Raw genomic sequence first — 25,938 nt, 5'->3', positions numbered from 1 at the left:
TTTTTTCTTTCTCTCAAACGCAAAAAAACTTGACCAATTAGCCAAGTTTTTAAGGAGATTATGAAAAATATTTAGGATTGACTATAGTATACCCCAACTGCCAACCGTTTCCATCGGTCTTAGGACTGAAAAATACGTTGCAACCAAAAATTTTCTATATCTAATCTATTTTTTGCCTAATTTTCTAGTCTTTTTGAGGGCGGCGGCGACTGCCTTAATAATGGCGTAACGGAAGCCTTCTTTTTCAAGAGCTACCACGCCTGCGATAGTCGAGCCTCCTGGCGAGGTCACTTCTTGTCGGAGCTGAGCCGGATGCTTGTCGCTGGATAATACCATTTGAGCAGTTCCAGCTAGAGTTTGGGCCGCCAAAACCTTGGCATCTTGAGCTGTTAGCCCGTTTTGCACACCGGCATCGGTCAAAGCCTCAATCATCTGATAGACAAAGGCTGGTCCGCAGCCTGCGATAGCCGTCGCTGCGTCAATCAAGCTCTCTGGCACCTGCTGGACCTTACCTGATTTTTCAAGGATTTGTTCCAATAGCGGAGCGAGTTCTTGATTGACCACGCTATAGGTTGTCATGCCTTGGCCGATAGCGACCGGTGTATTGGGCATGATACGGATGAGTTTGTCTGCCGACACAAATGCTGCCAGGCTGTCAAGGGTCACACCCGCTGCCATGGAAATCCAAATGGCCGACGGATTCTGGCTAATCTGGTCCTGTAGGCCTGACAAGACTGACTGAATCAGGTGAGGCTTGACCCCAAGGAAAATAATCTCGGCCTGCTCTGCTATTTCTTCATTAGATAAGAGCTGACCGCCTAGCTGAGTTTGTAGAGCCAGGGCCTTTGCTTGGTTGTGATTACTGAGGAGGAGTTGGGTGTCTGCTTGCTGGCTGACTGCTTGTGCCAAGGCCGCTCCCATATTGCCCAGTCCGATAAATCCAATCTTCATCCTGTCCTCCTAACGAATGTGACCGTCGCCTGTGATGATGTACTTGTAGGTGGTCATCTCACGCAGGCCCATTGGACCACGGGCGTGCATCTTCTGTGTAGAAATTCCCAACTCACAGCCCAGACCAAACTCGCCACCATCAGTAAAGCGAGTTGAGGCATTGACATAAACAGCCGCCGAGTCCACGTAGAGTGTGAACAAGTCTGCCGTCTGGCTGTTTTCCGTCACAATCGCCTCGCTGTGCCCTGTTGAATGCTGGGCGATATGGCTGATAGCCTCTTCTACACTTAAAACGACCTTGACCGCCATGACATAGTCCAGAAATTCCGTGTCAAAATCCTGCTCACCTGCCGGTGTGGATTGGTTAAGAAGAGCCTGAGCCTGACTGTCTGCACGCAACTCCACCTGACCAGAAAGAGCTTCTTCCAAACGAGGCAAGAATTGACTGGCAATTGCTTCGTGAACCAACAAGACTTCCGCCGCATTGCAGACTGAGGGACGACTGGTTTTGGCATTGGCCACAATCCGCAAGGCCTTGTCCAAGTCCGCATCCTTGTCCACATAGACATGGCAGATACCTGTGCCTGTTTCTATAACTGGCACAGTCGCATTTTCTACTACGGCTTGAATAAGTCCTGCACCGCCACGTGGCACCAAGAGGTCAATCTTGCCTTTGGCAGTCATCAACTCGGTCGCAGAGGCACGGCTGGTATCTTGGACTAACTCGATGACCTTAGGTGATAGGCCAACTTCTTCCAAACCTGCCTTGAGGGCTGTGACAATAGCCTGGGCCGAATGAAAAGCTTCCTTGCCACCACGCAAGATGACCGCATTACCACTCTTGATTGCCAAGGCTGCAGCATCTGAGGTCACATTTGGACGGCTTTCGTAAATCATTCCCACCAAGCCAAAGGGAATAGACTTCTTACTAATCTTCAACCCATCTGCCCGAGTGGATTCTTCCAAGACTAATCCGACAGGATCTGGCAAGCCAATCAAGGCCCGAATACCATCTGCCATGGCTTCAATCCGCTCTGCTGTCAGGAGCAATCGGTCTTGCATAACTTGGCTAATCTTGCCTTGGGCATGTTCCATGTCAATGGCATTACCTGCTAAAATTGCCTCAGTCTGGGCAACCAACTGGTCTGCCATGGCAGATAGGGCCTGGTTTTTTTGTTCTGTTGTCGCTAGATTGATAGAAGCCTTGTGGGCCAATAAACTGTCTAATAATGCTTGTGTTGTGGTCATATTTTTCTCCTATTTAGTCTTTCAGTTTGCTTTTAGTACTAGGCAACGAGCTGCAGGCTGTACCAGGGTACGGCAAAGCGAGTTCAAACAATCCGGTGGAGTGTTTGAAGTTGGAAATAAGGAAACGACGTTTCCTCATGCGTCGAAGTAATAAAAGATAAACTGAACGACTATAAGCTAACCCAATCATTGCGGTGAATCAATACTCCTTCCGCTCTGCCATTTGCCAACTGGTCCTGCAAGTCCTTGGAGGACAGCTTGACCCGTCCTTTACCAATCAAACGGTGGTCTGCCTGACTGTAAACTTCCACAACCTGTCCTACTTCAAAGTCACCTTCCAGGGCTTTGACACCAGCAGCCAACAAACTGCGGCCTTGATGCAACATAGCCTCAACCGCACCAGCATCCACCTCAACTGCTGCATCTATCCGAGCGTAGAAGGCCATCCACTGCTTGCGTTGGTTCATGGCGTGATCGTCAGCTAAAAAGAGAGTGCCACGGTTGGCTTGAGTGACGGCTTGCAAAAGGGCTGTATCCTCCTTGGATGAGCAGATAAAGACAGGTACGCCTGACTTGGTCGCAATCTGTGCCGCCTGCAATTTGGTGGTCATGCCACCCGTTCCGTTGGACGAGCCAGCTCCTGCTGCCATGGCAAATAAATCTTCCGTAATTTCCTTGATTTCAGGCAAGTGCTGGGCAGTCGGATCGCTGTTAGGATTGGCCGTGTAAAGTCCATCCACATCCGTCAAAAGCACCAAGAGGTCTGCTTTCAAGAGGGAAGCGACCTGGGCAGACAGGGTATCATTGTCCCCTACCTTAATCTCCTCAATGGCAATGGTATCATTTTCATTGATAATGGGAATAGCACGCTGTTTGAGCAAGACCTGCAAGGCCTGAGAGGCATTTTGATAGCGTCTGGCATCCGCAAAATCATCCTGAGTCAGCAAAATCTGAGCTGACACAATCCCGTCTTTCATCAGATTCTGCGTATATTCCTCAATCAGCAAGCCCTGTCCAACGGCCGCAGAAGCTTGCTTCTCCGCAATTTTGGTCGGTCGCTTGTCAAAGCCCAATCTCCGAAAACCAGCAGCAATAGAGCCTGAGGTCACCAGCACAATCTGGTAACCCTTCTGGTGCAACTGAGCTAGCTGATTGGTAATCCGAGCAATCTTAATGCGGTCCAAACTGCCATTTGCTTGGGTCAGAGAGCTGGTTCCTACCTTAAATACAATCGTTTTTTCTGTCATAGCAATCTCTTTCAAAATGAGTATATTTGAAAAATTATACCATAGTTTGCATGAATTTTCTATGTTCATGTTAGAAGAAAAGAGCCTTTCGGCTCACTCACTGAAAAAATAGCTCAGGGCATCCATGATTGCCGTCTCTTGCACCCCTTCTACCGGGTAGTCCTGCTCTAGAAAATCAATAACCTGTTGCCCATATTGCTTGGTCTGGAGGCGATTATCAAGGAGAAGGACAGCAGATTCTTGGCGGTCATAGCGATTGGTCCGACCAATAGCCTGCTTGAGCTTTATCATCATCATAGGTAAATGGTAATCATAAAAAGGATTTTTCCCCTCTTGAATCAGTTTCCTATTTACCTTTTGAACAAAGGAATCCTTGGGATTTTCAAACGGCAGGCGGGGAATGACTTGAATCATCTGGTCCTGGTCGGCAAAATCTGCACCTTCCCAGAAGATGCCCGTTCCCAGAAGAATTTGACATTCTCCCCGTTCAAATCGTCGTTTTAAACTGGCATCTGTCCCATGTTTATGCTGGGCTAGATAGGACAATCCTGCCTCTTCCAATAGATCCGCTACCTCCAAGAGCAGGGAAATAGATGTAAAGAGAACCAATATCGGTCGTCCCAGCTCTGCTATTTCCCCCAAACGCTCGGCAATAAATCCAGCATGCTCCTCCTTGGTCAGGCTCTGAATATCCGGCAGCCCACGGGGAACGATAATCTGCTGGTTGGTGGTCAGTTGATGAGGGAGACGGTCAAACGTGACTTCCTGAAAGCCCAGCAAATCCGCCAGGTTGACCTTACTACTAATGTCCAGTGTGGCACTGATACAGAAAGTCTTACCCTGGGGCAGGTAGCTACTGACATCTAGCAAATCCTCCTTGGTCCCACGCAGGTAGGTCAGTCGCTTGTCGGCCAGGCGATGGTCTTCCAGCCAAAAACGCTCATAGTAGGTCAACAAATCCGTCAATTCCTGCAAATCGTAATCCTGCAACTCCAGCAGATTCTGACGCAACTGGTCCAAGTCTGTCCGAGTGATTTCGCGGTCAGCCTGCTTGCGGAAATCTGTCATCAGATGCTGCAGCTCAAATTGGCAGGATTCATACAAGCGCTGGTCCAGCAGGTTGCTGGTCCTGTCTTTCTTGCTCTGCAGGGTTTGCAAAAGCTGGGTCATATTGACCTGCCCAGTGGCCAAATTCTCCGCTGCCAATAGCAATTTTTGCGCTTCATCAATGACCACCAGGCGCTGGTTCATCAAGGGGTCCTGGTCCTTAAGATGGCTCAAAAAATAGGCGTGGTTGGTGATTAAGAGCCTACTGTCTACAGCCCTTCTCTGCACCTTTCTCCAGAAATCCTGGTCCCAAAAAAGGCTATCCTCCGACAACTTGCCATCATGGGCAATTTCATCAAAATAGGCCTGGTAACGCTGTTTCTGCTTGAGCTCGTCCAAGTCCCCTGTCTGCGTCTCACTGAGCCAGACCAGGACCTGCATTTTAAACTGATTGACCAGACGGTTGTCATCCTGGCGTTGCAGGGTCTGCCAATAGTTGTCTAGCTTAATAAAATGCTGGGGTGCCTTGAGGGAACTAATAGAAATGTGAAAAACTTCTGCTAAGCGCTTGCCTTCCTTGGACATAATCTGTTCCTGCAAGAGCTTGGTTGGCACGGAGACCAGTAATTTTTGGTCAGTTTTAGCCAGGAGCGGCAAGAGATAACCGTAGGTCTTCCCAAGACCAGCCTGGGCCTGGATAAAATGAACCTGTTGTTCATCACTTAATCGTTCCTCAACCAAGCCTGCAAAGGCCGTTTGCTTTTTCCGCTCATAGAGACCCAGCAGTCCCAGATTGGTCACAAAATCATCCGAAAACTTGCGCGAAACCGGAACTTCAATAGATCCTTGCAAAAACAAGCCGTGGCAGTAAACCAGGTCTAACGAGACCTGCTCCGACAGCTGTGGTAGCAATTCCTCAATGACTAAGCGAGACTCGTAGAGCAGGCAATCAGATAACTGCACTAGTTGTTCCACCATGGATTTGGGCAGGGAGAGGATTTTTTCCTGGATTTTCAAGAGCAAGTTGGCTGTCGCAGTAGCATCTGCCAAGGCCGTATGGGCCTGATCCAAACCCAGGTCCAATTTATCAGAAAGATTGCCCAAGCTGTACTTGTCAATGGTAGGGAAAAAGACCTGGGATAACTCGACAGTGTCTACCCGCGGTGTGCGGAGTTCATAACCCTCAAAAAACAAGGCTTCCGCCAGCAAATTGGCATCAAAGGTCACATTGTGGGCGACAAAAATAGCATCAGCCAGCAATTCATAAATCTGACCGGCCACCTGTCCCAGACTGGGTGCCTGGGACAATTGCTTGTCCGTAATCCCCGTCAAATCGACAATATGTTCATCCAGGGGCTCATAGGGATTGATGTCCGTTGAAAAAGTTTCGACAATCTGACCATTTTCAACAATGACAATTCCTATTTGAATAATTTTAGCCTCAATACCCGTACCCGTTGCTTCCAAATCAACAACAGTATACCGATTGCTTGATTTCGTCTCTTTCATAAAAACATTATAGCATAGATAGGCCATGAAAAACAAAATCCATGAAGGATGCCCCATTTTCTGTTAGACTATTAGATAGAATAAGGAGAGAAAGCGAGCCCCCATGAAAATCCACAAATCTGTCAATCAAGTTGCCACCCAAAACACTTATTATATCGAAAACGATAGCCATCTGCTGGTGGTCGATCCAGGCAGCGATTGGAATAAAATCCAGGCCACTATCGAAAAAATTGGCAAGCCTATCACAGCCATCCTGCTTACCCACACCCACTATGACCACATCCTAAGTCTAGACATCCTGCGTGAGACCTACGGTTTTCCACCCGTTTATGTGGCCGAAAGCGAGGCTAGTTGGCTCTATACTCCGGAGATGAACCTGTCTGGTCTACCCCGTCACGATGATATAGAAAATGTCATCTGCAAGCCCGCAGAGCAAGTTTTCCAATATCAGGAAGACTACCAGCTTGACGGATTTCATTTCAAGGTTGTTCCTACGCCTGGCCACTCGATTGGCGGTGTTTCTTTCATTTTTCCTGAAGTCAAAGCTGTTGTCACCGGCGACGCCCTCTTCCGGGAAAACATCGGCCGCACAGACCTTCCAACCAGCAATTTTGATGATTTGATCGCCGGCATCCAGGAGCATATTTTCACCCTCCCCAACCACTACACAGTCCATCCAGGCCACGGTCAAAACACTACCGTTGCCCACGAGAAAAATTTCAATCCCTTTTTTAGATAAGCAAAAATCCTAGGAAGCCAAACTTCTTAGGATTTTTAGTATTCTTAAATTTTTAAATAGCGGTTCATTGAGATAACCGATCCGATTGAACCAATCAACACACCGATGACAACCAGCGCTCCCACCATGATGGGAACAAAGATATCAACCGGAAGTAGGGATAGGTCTTGACTAGCCAAGCTCGCATTCACGGATTTGTAAACCATTTGATAGAGGAAATAGACCAGAGCTGCTGGAAGAGCCGCTCCCAGCAAACCTACCCAAGCTCCCTCCCAGAGGAAAGGACCACGGATGTAGGAATTTTTCGCTCCAACCAGTCGCATAATCTGAATTTCACGACTGCGGGAAATGATGGTAATCCGAATGGTATTGGAAATCAAGAAAATTGCTGTAAAGAGAAGCAAGGCTGCTGCAGCCAGACCCCAGGTCCGAACCATCCCAGCCAACTTAAAGATACGCTCCGTCTCAACCTCTCCATCTCGAACCTCTGTCACACCGTCAATTTTAGCAATTTCAGCCGCCACAGACTTGACATATTGTGGCTCAGTCGTATCAATGATATAGGCATCATAGAGCGGATTGGCATCCCCCTGGAAGAGATTCCAGGTATCACCCAAGGTCGCTGTCAACTTCTGCAACTGCTCATCCTTGCTAGAATAAGTCACCGTCTCAACGTTTGGCAGGGCTGTGATTTTATTGTAAACAGCCTTGAAGTTAGGATTGGCAACTGTCTTACCTTCGTCATCTACAATGGTTTCAGCCTGGTCTGTCGAATTGGCCCGCAAGAATACATTGATGCGGACATTGTTTTCCAAATCCGAAGCCAACTTAGCGGTATTGATAATCACAGAAGCAAAGATTCCCACCAAGGTCAGGGTAATGGCCACAGAAGAAATCGCCGCAACCGTCATCCAACCATTTCGTTTGAGACTCTTGAGCGACTCCCATAGATGTCTAAAAAATCGTCTAATCATCGTATCCGTAGTCTCCTTCCGCTTCGTCACGAACCACTCGGCCATCCTCAATCGCAATAACGCGATGACGGAGAGTGTTTACAATCTGGCTGTTGTGGGTAGCCATGAGAACCGTTGTCCCCTGCAGATTGATGCGCTCCAGCAAGCTCATGATTTCCCATGAATTTTCCGGGTCCAAGTTACCTGTCGGCTCATCCGCAATCAAGACTTTGGGATTGTTGACAATGGCACGCGCAATGGCAATCCGCTGCTGCTCACCACCTGAAAGCTCATTCGGGAAGGTACGGATCTTGTGCTTAAGTCCCACCAGGTCCAAGACTTCCATGACACGTTTTTTGATGTTTCGCGGTTTTTCACCGATAACTTCCATGGCATAGGCGATATTCTCATAGACCGTTTTCTTAGGCAAGAGCTTGTAGTCCTGGAAGACAACTCCCACACTACGGCGGAGGAGGGGAACATCCTTTTTCTTGATCTTAGCAAGGTTGAAATTCCCAACCGTCAAGCTACCTTTATCCAATTTTTCTTCACGGTAGAGGAGTTTGATGAAGGTAGACTTCCCTGCTCCTGATGGTCCAACGATGTAGGCAAACTCGCCCGCATCGACATTGATGGACACACCGCGAAGAGCAGTCGTTCCGTTACTATATTTCTTGGTAACGTCCTTCATTTCAATAATACGTCTTGGAGCGGCCGGCTGATCTGAGTCTAGATAGCGACCACTCGCATTTCTTCTATTTTTCTTTTTAAAAATTCCCATAGAATTTCCTGTCTGTGACAGTCCTTTCTGTATTCTTAGCTAATCCGCCATTTGAGATAGGCATCGATGAAACCTTCAATGTCTCCATCCATGACCTTATCGACTTGAGCCACTTCAAAACCCGTCCGATGGTCTTTGACCATAGTATAAGGCGTAAAGACGTAGGAGCGGATTTGGCTTCCCCAAGTGATTTCTTTCTTGTCACCCTTGAGCGAGTCGACTTCTGCCGCCTTCTTCTCCTGCTCCAATTGATACAATTTAGCCTGCAGGAGTTTCATAGCCCGGTCACGGTTGCCATACTGGGTACGATCCACGGTTGATTGGGTCACAATTCCTGTCGGAATGTGGGTCAAACGCACACCGGTCGACACCTTGTTGACGTTCTGACCACCGGCACCACCCGAGCGGAAGGTATCCATCTTGACTTCATCATCACGGATTTCAATTTCAATAGTATCGTCCAACTCAGGCATGACTTCAACAGACGTGAAGGAGGTATGGCGACGCTTGGCTGAGTCAAAGGGAGAAATCCGCACCAAACGGTGGACACCCATTTCTGACTTAAGCAACCCGTAGGCATTTGGTCCTGTGAAACTAAGCGTCACAGACTTGATACCAGCCTCGTCACCCGCTTGATAATCCAGCGTTTCGACTGTAAAACCTTTGGCATTGCCATAACGCTGATACATGCGCAAGAGCATCTCACCCCAATCCTGTGCTTCTGTTCCACCAGAGCCCGGATGGATTTCCAAGATGGCATTGTTGTGGTCATAAGGCTCAGACAGGAGCAAGGTCATCTCGTAGCTGGTCATGAGCTTGTCTAGCTCCGCCAATTTTTCAACCAATTCTTCACGAACCGACTCATCCTCCGCTAGGAAATCCAAGAGAATTTCAGCCTCGTCGTAGAGGTCAATCATCTGATGGAAATTTCCATAGGTATTTTTCAGTTCGTTTAATTCTTGAGAAGTTTTCTGAGCCGCCAAATTATCATTCCAAAAATCTGGCTCCGTCATCTTATTCTCAAGAATGGCAATCTCTTCTTCCAGACCTTCTAAGTCAAAGAGACCTCCTAAATGATGTTAATTTGTTGCCAAGCTCTTCCAGCTTTTGGCGAATTTCTGCTGTATCCATAAGTACCTCGTTCAAAATTTTATCTTTTCATTATATCATAGTTGCCTAGATTTCACCAGTTCTAAGAAAGCAGCCTGCTCCGCACGCACATCCTCATGATCAGAAGTCAGACTTGCGATAAAGTCTACCAGCTCCTGATTGGGTTGCTTAACCAGCTGGCTCAGAGCCCAAATCGCTGTCGCCATGTGGATCGGATTTTGCTTCTTATCTATGATTTCAATCAGTTTGGGAATGGCAGAGCGGTCATTGGCATTGGCCAGTGCAATAATAGCATTGCGCTGGAGAATATTTTTCCCCCGCCAAGAGCCTGCAATCATGCCAAATTTTTCCTTGAATTGCCCATTGGACAAGTCCAGAAAGGGAATTAACTCCGGCTCAGCCAAATCGGGATCCACTTCTACTACAGGGGGACTGGAAATTCCCTTGTTGTAAGGACAACAAATCTGGCAAATATCGCAACCGTAGATAACGGTCTTGATTTTCTTGCGAAATTCCAAGTCCATCATGCCCTTGTCCTGAGTTTGATAGGACAGACATCGTCGCGCATCCATGGTCGAATCTCCAATCAGGCAGGAGGTCGGACAGGCCTCAACGCAGCGGTTGCAATCACCACAGTCATAATCAACTGGGTGGTCGGGTTCAATGTCCAGATTGGTCACTAATTCCCCAAGAAACATATAGGAACCAAATTCCTTGGAGATGACCAAGCCGTTTTTGCCGATAAAGCCAATACCTGCCCGTCTGGCTACAGCCGTATCAACAAGGGCGCCCGTATCTACCATGGCCTTGTATTCCAAGCCCTCAGTCAGTTGTTCGATGCCACGAGCCAAGCGCTCCAACTTATCTTGGAGAATATAATGATAATCCAAGCCCCAAGAATTGGGCGTAATCTTACCGCGCTTGTACTGGGTTTTGACCGGCTTGACCGGCAAGTGACGTGGATAGGCTACAGCAATGGAGATAATGGTCTTGGCGGATTCTAAACTTAATCTTGGCCGAATCCGTTCCTCAATATTCTTATGCTCAAAACCTGTTGTTCGCCCCTCTTCGACTCCAGCCCTCAGGGATTTTTCCAAATAATCAAAATCATCCGCTGTGGTGAAGCCAATTTTAGAAATGCCAATTTCTTGGGACAATTTGATAATTTCTTCTTTGATTGTCATTATGTCTATTGTAACAAATTTAGTATATGCTTTTCAAGCTAGTAGATATAAAAATAAGTTAAAAGAATGAAGAAAATTGTAGCCAGGCCAGCAAAAATAGTCATTCTCCAGTAGGCCTTTTCCCGCCAAACAGCCGTCGCCTGGTACATGAGGTTAATCCCAATGGCTCCGCCCAGACCATTTGCCAGCAGGTCCGTGATGTCTGCCACCCCCAACAGGAGCAGGTATTGCACCACTTCAAAGCCCAGACTGGCCAGCAGAATGACAGCTAAATTTCGCTCCCACTCGGCCTTCCGAAAGATTATTTCCATGTAGAACCCAAAGGGAATAAAGCTGGCAATATTAAAAATGATTTCTGGATAATCCAGAACACCATTATAAACAGCCGTCCCAGCAAAAGGAATGAGATTGAGACTGGCATAGCCATAGCGACCGTACAAAGTGGACAAATCCATCTTAAAAACGATGATCCAAATCAGCACCAGCAGATAGATAATAAAAGAAATTCGTGCTATCTTTCTTGTCATCATGACTCCTCCCTTCAAGCTACATATCAAACCCGAGTTCACCGTTAACTGATATAAAAGTGTCCATCTTTGAACACAAGCTCTATCATTATACCACAAATAGAAGGTTCAAAAATGACACTTCTGTGACAAAATCAGCTCAAACTTTCCACACCTGTAAAGAAAGAAAACCCGGTCAGACCGAGTTTCGCTAAATATGATGCCCTTCTTGAAAGGCCTTAAATTCATAAATCTGTTTCATCAGACGCTGGTAATTGGCCTCCTTACAAGCCTTCATAATCAAAAAGCAGTCGATTAGTTTCCAGAGGTAAATCAAAGGCAAAAGTAGAAAACCAATCAAGACAAACATAAGGACAAAGGTAATGCCCATGGCAGCCAGCTTGAGAAATCCTAATTCCTTATTTCCAACATAAAAACGGTCCACTCCCAATTCACCAAAGAAAATAGCCAACAAGAGAGCCACCAGAGGATTCTTCAAGGGTACCATCATCAAAGCATTGAGAGCTGAATCGTCAAGACCAGCCAGTTCCTGCTGCAAGAGGGGCAATTTTTCACTAGGGAAAGACGAGCTGTTGTTCAAAACATAGGTTTGTGGGTAATTCATAAAAACTCCTTTCCTCTAGTTTACCACTCCCTTATGCCAACTTCAACAAAAAAACTAACCCAGTTTCCTGAGTTAGCTCATTCTATTCAAATCAGATTGCTTTTTCATCCAAGCCCATTTTACGTTGTACAAATTTGACAATTTCAACAACGACAACCATGAGTCCTGAACCAATAATTGCTACCAACCATTGAGTTGGTGTCAAGATTGAAACCTTGAAGAAGGTATTGAATCCTGGAATTACCAAAGTTGCCATCAAGAGCAAGAAGGCAGCTACGATAGACCAGTTAAAGAGTTTATTCTTAAATGGACCAACGGTAAAGATAGATTGGTAAACAGACTTAACGTTGAAGGCATGTACCAACTGGATCAAACCAAGCGTCAAGTAAGACATAGTAAGAGCATCTGCGTGGATTTCAGCGTAGGTGCTGTGCTCTGGGTAGAGAAGAGCATAACCGTAAACTCCCAAGACAAGTACTGTTTGAAGAATACCCTGGTAGACGATAGAACTCAAGACACCACCTGAGAAAAAGCTTGAGTTACGTCCACGAGGTTTGTGCTGCATAACACCTGGCTCAGCAGGCTCGACACCAAGAGCGATAGCTGGAAGGGTATCGGTTACCAAGTTAATCCAAAGGAGATGAACTGGCTCTAATACATCCCAACCAAAGAGGGTTGCAAGGAAGATACACAATACCTCAGCAGTGTTAGCTGACAAAAGATACTGAATCGTTTTTTGGATGTTTGAGAAGACTTTACGCCCTTCTTCAACCGCTACGATGATAGTTGCAAAGTTATCATCTGCAAGGACCATATCAGAGGCACCTTTTGAAACTTCCGTACCTGTGATACCCATACCGATACCGATGTCGGCTGTCTTAAGCGATGGTGCATCGTTTACACCGTCACCAGTCATGGCAACAACCTTACCGTCATTCTGCCAAGCCTTAACGATACGAACCTTGTGCTCTGGAGACACACGCGCATAAACTGAATATTGCTTGAAGACTTTTTGGAACTCTTCGTCTGTCAATTCGTTGAGCTCAGCACCTGTAAATACGTGGTCCTCTGTATCGTTTTCATCAATGATACCAAGACGCTTGGCAATAGCCTCAGCTGTATCTTGGTGGTCACCTGTAATCATGATTGGACGGATACCCGCTTCCTTAGCGACACGAACAGCTTCAGCTGCTTCTGGACGCTCAGGGTCAATCATACCCACCAAACCTGAGAAGACAAGGTCATTTTCCACAATTTCAGATTCCAATTCTGGGATAGCATCCACATACTTGTAAGCCATCATGAGGACACGAAGAGCTTGCTTAGCAAGTGATTTGTTGGTTGCAAGAATAGCATCCTTGTCCGCATCTGTAATCGGACGGATAGTGCCGTTTTCTTCGATCTGAGTCACACGTTTGAGCAACTGATCTGGTGCACCTTTTACCGCTACAAAGAAATTGCCTGCAGCTTGTTGGTGAATGGTAGACATCAATTTACGTGTTGAGTCAAATGGCAATTCAGCTACACGTGGCTCGCTAGCCAAAACTTCACGAACATCGAAGGATTTGTCCAAACCAAATTGAACAAGAGCTGTTTCAGTTGGGTCACCAATCAATTTACCAGTTGGGTCAACCTTTGTATCGTTGGCGAAGTTCATAACACGAAGCGTTGTATTACTAGCATCCAAAGCTTCTTTAGCATCCACCAATTGACCGTTTGTATAGACTTTCTCAACCGTCATTTGGTTCATGGTCAAGGTACCAGTCTTATCGGAAGCGATAATTTCAGTTGAACCAAGTGTTTCAACCGCTGGCAACTTACGGATAATAGAATTCCGTTTAGCCAATACTTGGGTACCAAGCGAGAGGACAACAGTAACAATAGCTGGCAAACCTTCTGGAATCGCCGCAACCGCAAGGGCAACGGATGTCATAAGGGCTGGCAAGATACCTTCACCACGGACAAATACAGATACCAACATGGTGATAACTGCAATAATCAAAACGGCGTAGGTCAAGACCTTAGACAATTGGTGCAGGTTCTGTTTCAATGGTGTATCTGTCTCATCTGCATTTGCCAGCATGCCCGCAATGTGACCAACCTCAGTAAACATACCTGTGTTGGTTACCACACCAAGACCGCGACCGTAGGTCACGTTTGAGTTTTGGTAGGCCATGTTGACACGGTCACCGATTGGCGCATCTTCTGCCAATTCAGCACTCAAGTCCTTATCAACAGGAACAGATTCACCAGTAAGAGCGGCTTCTTCGATTTTGAGGGAGTTAGCCTCCAAGAGACGCATATCGGCTGGAACGACATCACCTGCTTCGAGCAAGACGATATCACCTGGAACCAATTCTTTTGAATCCACCTCAGTGACATGGTTGTCGCGAAGGACACGCGCCACTGGGCTAGACATGTTTTTAAGAGCTTCGATGGCTGCCTCAGCTTGACCTTCTTGGTAAACACCGAAGGCTGCGTTGAGGATAACTACGGCCAAGATGATGATGGCATCTGTCAAACCGTGTGAACCTTCAGTGATAACTGTAAGAATGGCTGCACCGATCAAGATGATAATCATCAAGTCCTTGAACTGGTCTAGGAATTTAGCCAGAAGGGTACGTTTTTCACCCTCATCCAATTCGTTACGACCATATTCTCCCAGACGCTTACCAGCTTCGTCGCTGGTCAAACCGTCCAAGGATGAACCTAAGCTAGACAATACTTGCTCTTCGCTTTGCGTATAAAACAAATCGCGTTTTTGTTCTTTTGACACTGTTTTTCTCCTTTTCGATCCCCTTTTTACTTAAAGAAATAAAAAAGAGACCTGTTTTATTAAAACAAGTCTCGCTATTTAAGATAGTGCCGGAAACGATTTTCGGATTGACGACACTATCACGGACAAGTCCGTTAGCTACTCCCTCGATTTGTCCTCTATTATACCAAAATTTTTTGACAGGTCAAATAGATTTACACTTGAAAACGTTTTATTTCCAAGAAATTTCCATTTGATAGGAAGCAAAGAGTTGTTGGTTCTCTAGTCCCTTCAAATCGTAAGCCAGTAAAACCGATTGATTTTCCCTATCCAGCTGGTATCCTTTGGTATGGGTCACAAAATGCTGGATACCCATGGGCGTGGGAATGGTCACGACAGCCTCACCATCCGCCAGAAAGCGCATAATGGACTTGGGATTGGAAAAGCGCGTCATGGTTAGCTCGGCCTCACCACATTTAATCGCTACTTTTTCCTTCTCGTCATTGGTATAGAGCAGATAGAGGGAACCGTCTTTTTCCTTGACATCTACCGGAAAGACCTGGTCTACCACTTCTAGCTGACCGTCCAGGTCAATTTCATTTCTCAAGCGAATCTGCATATACTTTCTCCTGTTTGGCATTTTTGATAAAGGATGAGCGGAGCAACATGAGGCCTGTATAGGCTGCGATGAAAACAACCAGCACTTTCAGCTTATTTATATCGAGATTGGACAGGAAGAAGGCCGCTGTCAGAACGCCAAGCACTCCTCCCAGGATAATTCCTGGAACGCCTGGCCAATTGACACGACCAGACTGAATAAATTGTCGTGCACCTGCTGATAACATGACTGCCGCATTGAGCATCATAACAGGCAGAGCTACTGCTGGACTGATACCCATCAGGGAAAAGAAAATCAATTCCGGTGCATAATTTCCAAGGCCCATGCTAAGCAACATGCCAATGAAAAAGTCAAAGATGATGCCGACCAACAATTTCCAGCCCGTCAAACCACGAACGGCGTTATCTAGGTCAGCACCAGGATTAGTTATCATACGATAGACCATGATGCCCGCCGCCACTAGCAACAAAATCCCCAAGACACGCTGAACCTTGCGGGTATCCCAATCTTGACTCACCCGTGCACCAACCGAGGCTCCTGCAAAGGCTGCTATCGCGAGAGGTACTAGGGTGGTCATTTCCACCTCAACAATAGTGATGAAAATTAAGGCCTCTATCAAAATTGGAATAATGTGGGCCGTAGTCATAGTTGCTGGAATTTTCCGGTCGTCCTGGATGATTTTGGTCGCCTTGAGGAGACTGGTGGTCGTCGCAAAGGTTCCAATACCCAAGGTATCCAACAAGTCCGTCACAAAGCCAATACCAAACCCTGTCCAAAAGCGGTCTGTTATGGATATTTTATGCTTGCAGATATGGGAAAAAATCAAATAAAGTATGTAAATAATCAAGCCCATCAGCAAGAACTGAATGGCACGCAAAATAAGTTGATCTGTCATTCCTCCATTATACTCAAAAACTGCACCGGGGTACATCTCAATATCCTTGTAGTGCCTCAAATTGAAGAAAAAAATCTATTTTTTTGCTATAATGAAGGTTATGATTGAAAAAGTTTTTCGTGATCCGGTTCATAACTACGTCCATGTGGACCATGAACTTATCTACAAACTAATTAACAGCAAAGAATTTCAACGACTGCGCCGCATCAAGCAATTGGGAACCACTTCCTATACCTTCCATGGTGGTGAGCACAGCCGTTTTTCCCACTGTCTCGGTGCCTATGAAATTGCCAGACGGATTACCCAAAAATTTGAAGACAAGTATGCCGAACTCTGGGACTCGTCTGATTCTCTCCTGACCATGGTGGCTGCTCTCTTGCATGATGTGGGCCACGGGGCTTATTCCCACACTTTTGAGCGCCTCTTTGATACCGACCATGAGGAAATGACCTGCTCCATCATTAGCAGTCCAGAAACAGAAATAAACAGCATTCTGAGGCAGGTATCCCCTGATTTTCCAGATAAAGTCGCCAGCGTCATTAACCATACCTATCCCAATAAACAGGTGGTCCAGTTGATTTCCAGCCAGATTGATGTGGACAGAATGGACTACCTCCTTCGGGATTCCTACTTTACAGGCACCAACTATGGGGAATTCGATTTGACCCGCATTCTCCGAGTTATTCGTCCGACTGAAAATGGCATTGCCTTTAAGGAGTCGGGGATGCATGCGGTGGAAGACTATGTCCTCAGCCGTTACCAGATGTATATGCAGGTCTACTTCCACCCAGCCAGCCGCTCTATGGAGGTCCTGCTGCAAAACCTGCTCAACCGTGCTAAATTGCTCTATACTAGCGAGCAGGATTTCTTTGCCAGAACCTCACCACGACTGCTGCCATTTTTCGAACATCGCATTACCCTAGCAGACTACTTGTCCTTGGACGACGGGGTTATGAATACCTACTTCCAGTCTTGGGTTGACGGACCAGACCGCATTTTGTCGGACCTGGCCCAGCGCTATATCAATCGTAAGGTCTTCAAGTCCATTACCTTTAAGGCCGAGCAAGAGGCTCAATTAGACTCTCTTCGCAGCCTGGTGGCCGATGTCGGCTTTGACCCCGAATACTATACAGCTATCCACCATAATTTTGACCTGCCTTACGATATCTACAGGCCCAATGCCGAGAAAAAACGGACCCAGATTGAAATCCACCGCAAGGATGAGATTTTGGTAGAACTATCTGCCCTCTCTCCTATCGTCGCTGCCCTATCTGGAACCATTCATGGCGACAGCCGTTTCTATTTCCCCAAGGAAATGCTGGATGAGTCTGGGATTTTCTCCCAGCAAACAGCGGCATTTATCAGCCATGTTCACAATGATCAATTTGTAATTGGAGACCAACATGACCATTAAACTAGTTGCTATCGACATCGACGGCACCCTCTTAAACAGCCAACACGAAATCACACCTGAGGTCTTCCAGGCTATTCAGGATGCTAAAAAAGCAGGTGTCAAAATTGTTATCGCCACAGGACGACCTATTTCTGGTGTCCGTGCAATCCTAGACCAGCTCAACCTGACAGAGGCTGGTGATTACGTAATCACCTTCAACGGTGGCTTAGTCCAGGATGCAGCTACCGGCGAAGATATTGTCAAAGACACGCTTTCATACGATGATTATTTGGATATTGAACTGGCTGCCCGCAAGCTCAACTTGCCTATGCATGCAAGCACCAAGGAAGGCATGTACACTGCTAACCGCAATATCGGCAAGTACACTGTCTATGAGGCCATGTTGGTGAGCTCGCCGGTCTTTTATAGAACCTCAGAGGAAATGGTGGGCAAGGAAATCATCAAATGCATGATGGTCGATGAGGCTGAAGTACTAGATGCTGCTATTCCACAACTACCTAGCAACCTGACTGATAAGTACAATGTCGCAAAATCAGCCCCATTTTACTTAGAAATCACACCTAAGACAGTCAATAAGGGCCAGGCCATTATTCAGCTGGCTGCTAAATTAGGCCTGACTATGGATCAGACCATGGCCATCGGCGACCAGGAAAACGACCGCTCTATGCTAGAGGTGGTTGGCAGTCCTGTTGTCATGGAAAATGGCAATTCCGAATTAAAAAAAATCGCCAAGTACATTACCAAATCAAATGACGAATCGGGCGTTGCCTACGCCCTTAGAGAGTGGGTATTAGACTAATGTTTACATATAAAATCGGCATCTCCGCCGAGGAACACGACCAATTTGTAAAAATCCATGAACAGGTCAACCTCCTGCAAAGCAGCTCCTGGGCAAAGATTAAGGACAACTGGGGGAATGAGCGCTTGGGATTCTACCAAGATGACAGTTTAGTGGCCGTTGCTTCTGTCCTAATCCGCCCCTTACCTGCTGGCTTTAGCATGCTCTATATTCCACGTGGTCCGATTATGGACTACTCAAACCAAGACTTGGTTCAATTTGTCCTTGCTTCTCTAAAAAAATTCGGCAAAATCAAGCGAGCCCTCTTCATTAAATTTGACCCAGCCCTCCTACTCAAACAGTACAAAATTGGACATGAAGTTGAAGAAAACCCTACAACCCTTGCACAACTAGCCATTCTCCACAAGGCAGGTGCTGAATGGACAGGACGGACTCAGGATATGGCACAAAGTATCCAACCCCGTTTTCAAGCTAATATCCACAGGGACTACTTTTCCGACGAAACTCTGTCGAAAAGCACACGCCAAACCATTCGCACATCCTTGAATAAAGGACTTGTAGTTCAAGTTGGGGGCGTCGAATGGCTAGATGAATTTGCTGCACTCATGAAAAAAACTGAGAAACGCAAATCAATCTCTTTGAGAGATAAAGCCTATTATGAAAAAATACTGACAACCTATCCAGAACATTCCTTTATAACCATTACGCAGTTGGATTTAGATAAACGTTATAGCACACTCCTTGCTCAAAAAGAGAAATTGACACAGGAAGCTCTTAAATTTACAGAAAAGACTAAGCCAGGTAAGCGATCCCAAAATAGTGAAGATACAGAAAAAACATTAGAAGAACTGGCTTTCCTGGAAAAGAAATTAGCTGAGGGGCATCACCTTGCCTCTCTTGCTGCAACACTTTCAGTTGATTTTGGCCCAACTTCTGACAATCTCTATGCTGGAATGGATGAAGAATACCGCCGTTACCAACCTGCCATTCTGACTTGGTATGAAACAGCAAGACAGGCGTTTAATCGCGGTGCCTCATGGCAAAATATGGGAGGGATTGAAAACCAACTAGATGGTGGGCTCTTTAGTTTTAAATCAAAATTCAACCCTCTCATTGAAGAGTATCTTGGGGAATTTACCGTCCCAGTAAATCGCTTCCTCTACAAATTAACAACCACCGTCTATACAATCCGAAAACAATTAAGGAACCGACACTAATGCAGCTAATTGAACTGAATTTAGTAGATTATCAGAAACATGCCAATCAAGTTTCACAGCGTTCATTCATGCAAACGGAGGAGATGGCTGAACTCCTAAGAAGACGTGGCATGGATGTTCGCTATATCGGCCTGACTGACAAAGGGCAAACTCTTGTATCTGCTATTATCTATGCAATTCCGATGACCGGTGGCCTCCATCTGGAAATTAATTCTGGACCTGTTTGCCAAGACCCGGCATACTTGCACCACTTCTACCGCTTGCTCAAAACCTATGCCAAAGAACGCGGTGCCTTGCAAGTCTTAGTCAAACCCTATGACAGCTACCAAACCTTTGACAGCGACGGAAAGGCTACTGGGCCTGAACAGCCAGATCGTATCAAAGACTTGACCGACAACGGATTCTTACACGACGGACTTTTGACAGGTTATCCAGGAGGAGAACCAGACTGGCACTATGTAAAAGACCTGTCAACCTTGACTCAAGATAGCTTGTTTGCGTCCTTTAGTAAGAAAGGAAAAACACTCGTCAAGAAAACCAATAGTTTTGGACTAACGATCCGTGAGTTGGACAGAGACCAACTGGAACGATTCAAAGCCATCACTTCCGCCACCTCAGAAAGAAGAGAATATCCAGATAAATCTCTAGACTATTACCAAGACTTTTTCGATGCCTTTGGCGAAAAGGCTGCCTTCACTATGGCTAGCATTAACTTCCGCGTCTATCTCCAACACTTGGAAGATAGCCAAAAGCAGGTCCAACAAAAATTGGATGCTGTCCAAGAAGAACTAGATAAGAATTCAAATTCTAGAAAAAAACAAAACGAGCACCGCGAGTTGACCAGCCAGGTAATGAGCTTTGAAACCCGCAAAGAAGAAGCCTTGAAATGGATTGACCAGTATGGCGAAGCTGATATCGATCTAGCAGCCAGCCTTTTCGTCTATACCGACCATGAACTTGTCTATCTCTTCAGCGGTTCATTGACAGAATTCAATGCTTTTTATGCCCCTGTTGCCCTTCAAGAATTCGCTATGCGAAAAGCCCTAGATAAAAATATCCCTTTCTACAACCTTTTAGGCATTCGTGGAGAATTTGACGGTAGCGACGGCGTTCTCCGTTTCAAACAAAACTTTAATGGGACAATCGTACGAAAAATGGGAACCTTTCGTTACTACCCACATCCTATAAAATATAAACTCATTCGCTCCTTAAAAACTATTTTAGGCAGAAAATAAAGGAAATATATGACATTAAGAGTAATCACTGAACAAGAATTTCAAGCCCACATTGATCAAGCAAAATCCCAACTTTTTGAGCAATCTCCAGAAATGGCCAGTCTGTTAAAAAAGCGGGGCTATGAAGTGACCATCCTAGGTTATGAAGTAGAAGGAGATTTGAAAGTATCCGCTATCTTATTTAGCACTCCAATTGCTGGTGGACTCCATATGGAACTTCACAATGGACCTATTTGTACTGATGAAACCTATCTTCAGGATTTTTATAAGGGATTACAACACTTCGCAAAAAAAATGCAGGCTATTGAACTCAAGGTAAAACCCTACCAATCCCTACAGGAATTTGATACCAATGGCAATCCAACTACGGACATCAATCATACCATCATTGACCAATTAACCTCTATTGGATACCATCATCAAGGATTACATGTCGGCTATTCTACAGGGGATTGGTACTACATCAAAGATCTGACCGGTCTAACTCAAGAAAATCTATTTCAATCTTTTAGTAAGAAAGGGAAGCCACTCATAAAGAAAGCTAAAACATTTGGCATCTCCATCCGTAAGTTAGAGCGGGATCAATTGGCACTTTTCCAAAAAATAACAGTTGCAACTTCCGATAGACGAGATTTTAATGACAAACCGTTAGAATATTATGAGTACCTATATGATAGTTTCGGTGATAAGGCAGAGTTTCTTGTCGCTAGCTTGAATTTCAAGAACTATTTAGACAATTTGGCTCGAGAACAAGAGGGACTATCAGGTAAGATTGATCAACTCCAAGTTGACCTGCTCCAAAATCCAACTTCAGAAAAAAAGCAAAATCAATTACGCGAACTCAAGAGTCAGTATGAAACATTTGAAATCCGTAAAGAAGAAGCACGAAACATGATAGAAAAATATGGGCAACAAGATGTCCCACTTTGTGCAAGCCTTTTTGTCTACCTAAAAAAGGAAGCCTACTATCTCAATAGTGGTTCCTATCCTGAATTTAATAAATTCTATGCGCCAGCAATACTTCAAGAACATGTAATGCTTGAAGCTATCAAGCGCGGATGCCAGTCCTATAACTTCTTAGGGATAAGTGGACAGTTTGATGGAAGCGATGGTGTGCTACGATTTAAGCAGAATTTTAACGGCTATATTAAACGTACACCCGGAGTATTCATGTACTATCCAAATCCACTTAAGCACAGTCTCATTCAAGTTGTCAAGAAAGTTTTAGGTCGATATTGATAAATCTAGGAGGACTCCTATGTCTTTAGAGCTAATAACTGACGAATTGTTCCAGGAACATATCAAAAAAGCGAATCGTCAATTCTATGAACAATCTCCTCAAATGGCTCGCCACTTAGCAAAAAGAGGCTACGACGTCAAGATTGTAGGTTATGAGGTTGAGGGAGATGTGAAAGTTTCCGGTGTTCTATTTAGTAGCACTATTGCAGGGGGGCTTCATATGGAATTACACAACGGTCCAGTCTTTACCGATCCTCGTTATTTGAAAGACTTCTTTCAGGAATTGAAACAATTTGCCAAAAAACTTAATGTACTCGAGCTAGTAGTAAAACCCTTTACAACTTATCAAACTTTTGATAGTTATGGCAATCCAACCTGCGAACCACGAGATCTAATCATCAAGGATTTAATTGATTTGGGCTATCAACATCAAGGATTACAAGTGGGATTTGATAGTGGAGACTGGTACTATCTGAAAGATCTATCTGCTGTAACTGTTGATACACTTACAGCATCCTTTAGTAAAAATGGTATTCGACAAGCTAAAAAGGGGCATGAGCTAGGTATTAAAATAAAAAGCATCTCAAGAGATGAACTTGATTTATTTCATACCATTACATCCGCTACTTCTAAACGTCAAGGATTCGAGGATAAGGATCTCGAATATTATAAAGTTATTTTCGATACTTGGGGAGAAGAGGGAGCTGATTTTCTTGTAACAACTATTAATTTCCAAGAATACAAAGAAAAAATTTCAGAAATTATAAACCAATTGCAAGCTGAAATCAAACCAGTGGAAGCCCAGCTGAGTGAGACCCCTGACAAATCAAAGTTAAAAACTAGATTAAACACTCTCCAAATACAAATAGAAGCCCAGCAAAAAAAATTAAGTGAAGCGGAGAGGCTGGTAGAACGATATGGCAATCAAGAAACTTACCTATCCGCTGGATTATTCGTATATCTTGATAAAGAAGCTTACTATCTTCATGGGGGATCCTATCCAGAATTCAGCTCATTCCCTGCTCCTACACTTTTGCAAGAGTATGTTATGAAGAAAGCAATAACCAAAGGAATATATACATATAATTTTCTCTGTTTTAGCGGTCAGTTTGATGGAAAAGACGGCGTCCTTCGCTTTAAACAGAATTTTAATGGCTATATCATGAGAACTCCTGGCGTTTTTACCTACCTTCCAAGACCTTATAAGTATCAGTTCTATCAATTGATCAAAAAATTTTTGCGACGCTCGTAACTTCTTAGTAGAAAAAATTGAGAAACACATGACACAAACACAAAATCAGCTTACACAAAAAGATCAAATGCTACGTGGAACATTTTGGTCCACTATCAGTGATTTCATCAGTAGATTACTTGGAGCACTTTATATTATTCCATGGTATTATTGGATGGGCCAATTTGCAAATGAAGCCAATGCCCTCTTTTCTATGGGTTATAATATTTATGCAACCATCCTACTTTTTTCAACATCTGGTATCAATGTCGCCCTTTCTAAACAAATTGCACGCTACAGCGTACAGAATCAAACCGAAACAATTGCAGCATTGATAAATGGCTTTTTGAAACTAATGGTTGTCTCTGGCCTCTTCTTTTCCACCTTGATGTACTTCACTTCTCCACTATTATCTGAAGGTATGGGACTCGGGCACGATTTAGTTCCAATTCTCCATAGTCTATGCCTTTCAGTCCTTGTATTCCCAGCAATGTCAACGATTCGTGGGATATTTCAGGGCTATGCCAATTTGAAACCAAATGCACTTAGTCAAATTTGGGAACAAATTATTCGCGTCATCTGGATGTTACTGACCACATATATGATTATGCAGGTGGGCAATGGAGACTATAAAGTTGCAGTTATGCAATCAACATTGGCAGCATTTATTGGTATGGTCGCCAGTGTTATCGTATTGCTTTATTTCCTAAAAAAAGAAGGACTTTTTCACCTTCTAAAAAAACCAAAAACGTCTACATTGGAAATTGATGTTACATCCTTAGTAATTGAAACCTTTAAAGAAGCTATTCCATTTATCATTATCGGATCTGCTATCCAAGCCTACCAGTTGATTGATCAAATGACCTATATACGAGTGATGGAATCCGTAACAAACTTTGATGTCAAACGGTTAATGGTTCTCTACTCCTATATGTCGGCCAATCCCAATAAAATTGTCATGATTTTAATTTCAATTGTCAATTCAATAGGTGGTATTAGCATCCCACTTTTAACAGCTAATTTCTTGAAAAAAGATCACGAAGCTTCTGCTAGTTTATTGCAACACAATATAAAATTGATGAATCTATTCATCATCCCAGCTCTTACTGGTGCCCTGCTCCTTTCAAATGAACTGTATACTATTTTCTATTCCCAACCGGAATCGATCGCCCTGCAATTATTCAACCATGCACTAATTCAGACATTATTCTTATCCGTGTATGGACTTTTATCACCAACTCTATTAGCATTTTTCGAAGGCAAACGAGCGATTAGTTACTTCCTTATTGGTTTCATCGTAAAACTTATTTTACAGATTCCATTCATCTACCTATTTCATTCAAATGGTCCACTTGCAGCAACTAGTTTGGCTACCTTAACCGCCATCATTCTTATGTATCGCCGTATCCACCAGTTGGTGGGACTTGATCAAAGCCTACTCATAAAACACCTTATCCAAGTTCTATTTGCCACAATCCTAATGGGAACACTTGTCTTCCTTGGGAGAATTGGTCTGGATTTATTCCTAATCGGTACTGGAAAACTAACCATGTTGATTAAACTAGTGCTCTTATCTGGTATTGGTGTTCTTACTTACGGCTACCTAACTCTAAGATCACAGATTCTTGATGATATTCTTGGGACGAAGGCAAATTCTCTACGAAGAAAATTCAACATTACACCCAAATAATAAAAATAGGATTTCCCACCATCACGTCGTAGGAAATCCTATTTTTTATTTTATTAAAAATTTAATAATGCTAAGAAGCTTTCCGCTTCAAGTGACGCACCACCAACGAGGGCACCGTCAACGTCTGGACACGCCATGTATTCAGCAACGTTTGATGGGTTTACAGAACCACCATATTGAACACGAACCTTGTCAGCCACTTCTTGACCGAAGTCAGCAGCAACAACGTCACGAACTGCTTTACACATATTTTGTGCATCGTCTTTAGTAGCTGATTTACCAGTACCGATTGCCCAGATTGGCTCATAAGCAATCACAAGTGATGCTACCTGTTCAGCAGTCAAGTCTTTCAAAGCTGCAGAAACTTGAGCACCTACAAATTCAACTGCTTTACCAGCTTCGTATGTTTCAAGTGACTCGCCACAGCAGATGATTGGTGTCAAACCATTACGGAAGATAGCGTGTGCTTTCTTGTTGATGTCTTCATCTGTTTCATGGAAGTAATCACGACGTTCTGAGTGACCAATAACCACATAGTTAACACCCATTTCAGCCAATACTTTTGGAGATGTTTCACCAGTGAAGGCACCAGCATCTTCAAAGTAGCAGTTTTGAGCAGCAACTTTCAATTCAGAATTCTTAGCGAACCACAAAAGAGCGTTCAAATCAACAGCTGGAGCTGCGATAGCTGCTTCGATTTTATCGCCAGCAGGCAATTTACCTGCAATCGCCTCAACGAAAGCTTGTGCTTCTTGAGGATTTTTGTTCATTTTCCAGTTACCGGCAATGATTGGTTTACGTGACATTTCACATACCTCTTCTATTTTTATTGTACAAGGTTCATTATATCACAAAGTCATGGAAGATTAAAGTATTTCATGCCTTTTATGAAAGCATACAGAAAAACTCCCTGCCAGAGACAGAGAGTTTACAATTAAGTTGTC

The 25,938-nt window shown here is 44.6% G+C and carries 22 protein-coding genes; 8 read left to right on the top strand and 14 right to left on the bottom strand.

Annotated features, from left to right (window positions below; genetic code table 11):
• Positions 1-165: 165 nt before the first annotated feature.
• From proC to ACHBIF_RS03035, 4 genes are all read right to left on the bottom strand, one after another.
• A complete protein-coding gene (gene proC, locus ACHBIF_RS03050) occupies positions 166-951 on the bottom strand; it encodes a pyrroline-5-carboxylate reductase (RefSeq protein ID WP_394718568.1) in 786 nt (261 codons plus the stop codon).
• Positions 952-960: 9 nt separating this feature from the next.
• Positions 961-2,199 carry a glutamate-5-semialdehyde dehydrogenase gene (locus tag ACHBIF_RS03045; protein ID WP_394718566.1) on the bottom strand — a complete coding sequence of 413 codons (1,239 nt, stop codon included), beginning with the start codon at positions 2,197-2,199 and terminating at the stop codon, positions 961-963.
• A gap of 170 nt (positions 2,200-2,369) precedes the next feature.
• Entirely contained in the window at positions 2,370-3,446 is a 1,077-nt protein-coding gene (gene proB, locus ACHBIF_RS03040; protein ID WP_394718564.1) for a glutamate 5-kinase, read from the bottom strand.
• Between the two features lie 93 nt (positions 3,447-3,539).
• On the bottom strand, positions 3,540-6,002 hold the full coding sequence (locus ACHBIF_RS03035; RefSeq protein WP_394718562.1) for a bifunctional DnaQ family exonuclease/ATP-dependent helicase: 2,463 nt from the start codon (positions 6,000-6,002) through the stop codon (positions 3,540-3,542).
• Between the two features lie 103 nt (positions 6,003-6,105).
• Here ACHBIF_RS03035 and ACHBIF_RS03030 point away from each other — a divergent pair, with 103 nt between their 5' ends.
• On the top strand, positions 6,106-6,741 hold the full coding sequence (locus ACHBIF_RS03030) for an MBL fold metallo-hydrolase (protein ID WP_105123105.1): 636 nt from the start codon (positions 6,106-6,108) through the stop codon (positions 6,739-6,741).
• Positions 6,742-6,785: 44 nt separating this feature from the next.
• Here ACHBIF_RS03030 and ftsX read toward each other — a convergent pair whose 3' ends face one another.
• From ftsX to ACHBIF_RS02985, 9 genes are all read right to left on the bottom strand, one after another.
• Positions 6,786-7,715: a permease-like cell division protein FtsX gene (gene ftsX / locus ACHBIF_RS03025; RefSeq protein WP_105110304.1), complete on the bottom strand. Its 930-nt coding sequence runs from the start codon at positions 7,713-7,715 to the stop codon at positions 6,786-6,788.
• Positions 7,708-8,385, bottom strand: a complete 678-nt coding sequence (gene ftsE, locus ACHBIF_RS03020) for a cell division ATP-binding protein FtsE (protein WP_105110314.1) — start codon at positions 8,383-8,385, stop codon at positions 7,708-7,710. Before ftsE ends, ftsX begins: the two co-directional genes overlap by 8 nt.
• Positions 8,386-8,510: 125 nt before the next feature.
• Positions 8,511-9,606 (bottom strand): peptide chain release factor 2 gene (gene prfB, locus ACHBIF_RS03015; protein ID WP_105110303.1). Its coding sequence is split into 2 segments (ribosomal slippage): positions 8,511-9,533 and positions 9,535-9,606, totalling 1,095 coding nucleotides; the frame shifts between segments, so codons are not numbered across the junction.
• Between the two features lie 35 nt (positions 9,607-9,641).
• Positions 9,642-10,769: a tRNA epoxyqueuosine(34) reductase QueG gene (gene queG / locus ACHBIF_RS03010; protein ID WP_105161084.1), complete on the bottom strand. Its 1,128-nt coding sequence runs from the start codon at positions 10,767-10,769 to the stop codon at positions 9,642-9,644.
• Between the two features lie 38 nt (positions 10,770-10,807).
• Complete coding sequence (locus ACHBIF_RS03005; protein WP_172022525.1) at positions 10,808-11,299, bottom strand: VanZ family protein; 492 nt, start codon at positions 11,297-11,299, stop codon at positions 10,808-10,810.
• Positions 11,300-11,486: 187 nt separating this feature from the next.
• Positions 11,487-11,900: a TM2 domain-containing protein gene (locus ACHBIF_RS03000; RefSeq protein WP_105110300.1), complete on the bottom strand. Its 414-nt coding sequence runs from the start codon at positions 11,898-11,900 to the stop codon at positions 11,487-11,489.
• 91 nt (positions 11,901-11,991) lie between these two features.
• Positions 11,992-14,676 carry an HAD-IC family P-type ATPase gene (locus tag ACHBIF_RS02995; RefSeq protein ID WP_172067585.1) on the bottom strand — a complete coding sequence of 895 codons (2,685 nt, stop codon included), beginning with the start codon at positions 14,674-14,676 and terminating at the stop codon, positions 11,992-11,994.
• Positions 14,677-14,887: 211 nt separating this feature from the next.
• Entirely contained in the window at positions 14,888-15,274 is a 387-nt protein-coding gene (locus ACHBIF_RS02990; RefSeq protein WP_172079544.1) for a DUF1934 family protein, read from the bottom strand.
• On the bottom strand, positions 15,252-16,169 hold the full coding sequence (locus ACHBIF_RS02985) for a sulfite exporter TauE/SafE family protein (RefSeq protein ID WP_105161094.1): 918 nt from the start codon (positions 16,167-16,169) through the stop codon (positions 15,252-15,254). The genes ACHBIF_RS02990 and ACHBIF_RS02985 overlap by 23 nt, the downstream gene beginning before the upstream one ends.
• A gap of 100 nt (positions 16,170-16,269) precedes the next feature.
• On the opposite strand from ACHBIF_RS02985, the gene ACHBIF_RS02980 reads away from it, so the two are divergent.
• Genes ACHBIF_RS02980 through ACHBIF_RS02950 form a run of 7 tightly spaced genes read left to right on the top strand, consistent with a single transcriptional unit; the run spans position 16,270 to position 24,994 of the window.
• A complete protein-coding gene (locus ACHBIF_RS02980; RefSeq protein ID WP_394718557.1) occupies positions 16,270-17,583 on the top strand; it encodes an HD domain-containing protein in 1,314 nt (437 codons plus the stop codon).
• Entirely contained in the window at positions 17,573-18,382 is an 810-nt protein-coding gene (gene yidA, locus ACHBIF_RS02975; RefSeq protein ID WP_105123098.1) for a sugar-phosphatase, read from the top strand. Before ACHBIF_RS02980 ends, yidA begins: the two co-directional genes overlap by 11 nt.
• Positions 18,382-19,599: an aminoacyltransferase gene (locus ACHBIF_RS02970; RefSeq protein ID WP_394718555.1), complete on the top strand. Its 1,218-nt coding sequence runs from the start codon at positions 18,382-18,384 to the stop codon at positions 19,597-19,599. Before yidA ends, ACHBIF_RS02970 begins: the two co-directional genes overlap by 1 nt.
• Complete coding sequence (locus ACHBIF_RS02965; protein WP_105123096.1) at positions 19,599-20,834, top strand: aminoacyltransferase; 1,236 nt, start codon at positions 19,599-19,601, stop codon at positions 20,832-20,834. Before ACHBIF_RS02970 ends, ACHBIF_RS02965 begins: the two co-directional genes overlap by 1 nt.
• Positions 20,835-20,843: 9 nt before the next feature.
• Positions 20,844-22,073 carry an aminoacyltransferase gene (locus tag ACHBIF_RS02960; protein WP_394718552.1) on the top strand — a complete coding sequence of 410 codons (1,230 nt, stop codon included), beginning with the start codon at positions 20,844-20,846 and terminating at the stop codon, positions 22,071-22,073.
• A 19-nt stretch (positions 22,074-22,092) separates the two neighbouring features.
• Positions 22,093-23,325, top strand: coding sequence for a peptidoglycan bridge formation glycyltransferase FemA/FemB family protein (locus ACHBIF_RS02955; RefSeq protein ID WP_394718550.1), 1,233 nt, complete (start codon positions 22,093-22,095; stop codon positions 23,323-23,325).
• 28 nt (positions 23,326-23,353) lie between these two features.
• Positions 23,354-24,994 carry a polysaccharide biosynthesis protein gene (locus ACHBIF_RS02950; RefSeq protein ID WP_105123093.1) on the top strand — a complete coding sequence of 547 codons (1,641 nt, stop codon included), beginning with the start codon at positions 23,354-23,356 and terminating at the stop codon, positions 24,992-24,994.
• 53 nt (positions 24,995-25,047) lie between these two features.
• Here the strand turns inward: ACHBIF_RS02950 and tpiA are convergent, their stop codons facing one another.
• Positions 25,048-25,800 carry a triose-phosphate isomerase gene (tpiA, locus tag ACHBIF_RS02945; protein ID WP_105161087.1) on the bottom strand — a complete coding sequence of 251 codons (753 nt, stop codon included), beginning with the start codon at positions 25,798-25,800 and terminating at the stop codon, positions 25,048-25,050.
• Between the last annotated feature and the right edge of the window lie 138 nt (positions 25,801-25,938).

It is taken from the genome of Streptococcus sp. A11, from assembly GCF_043674225.1.
GTDB lineage: Bacteria > Bacillota > Bacilli > Lactobacillales > Streptococcaceae > Streptococcus > Streptococcus suis_V.
This window is presented reverse-complemented; position numbering and strand designations above follow the sequence as displayed.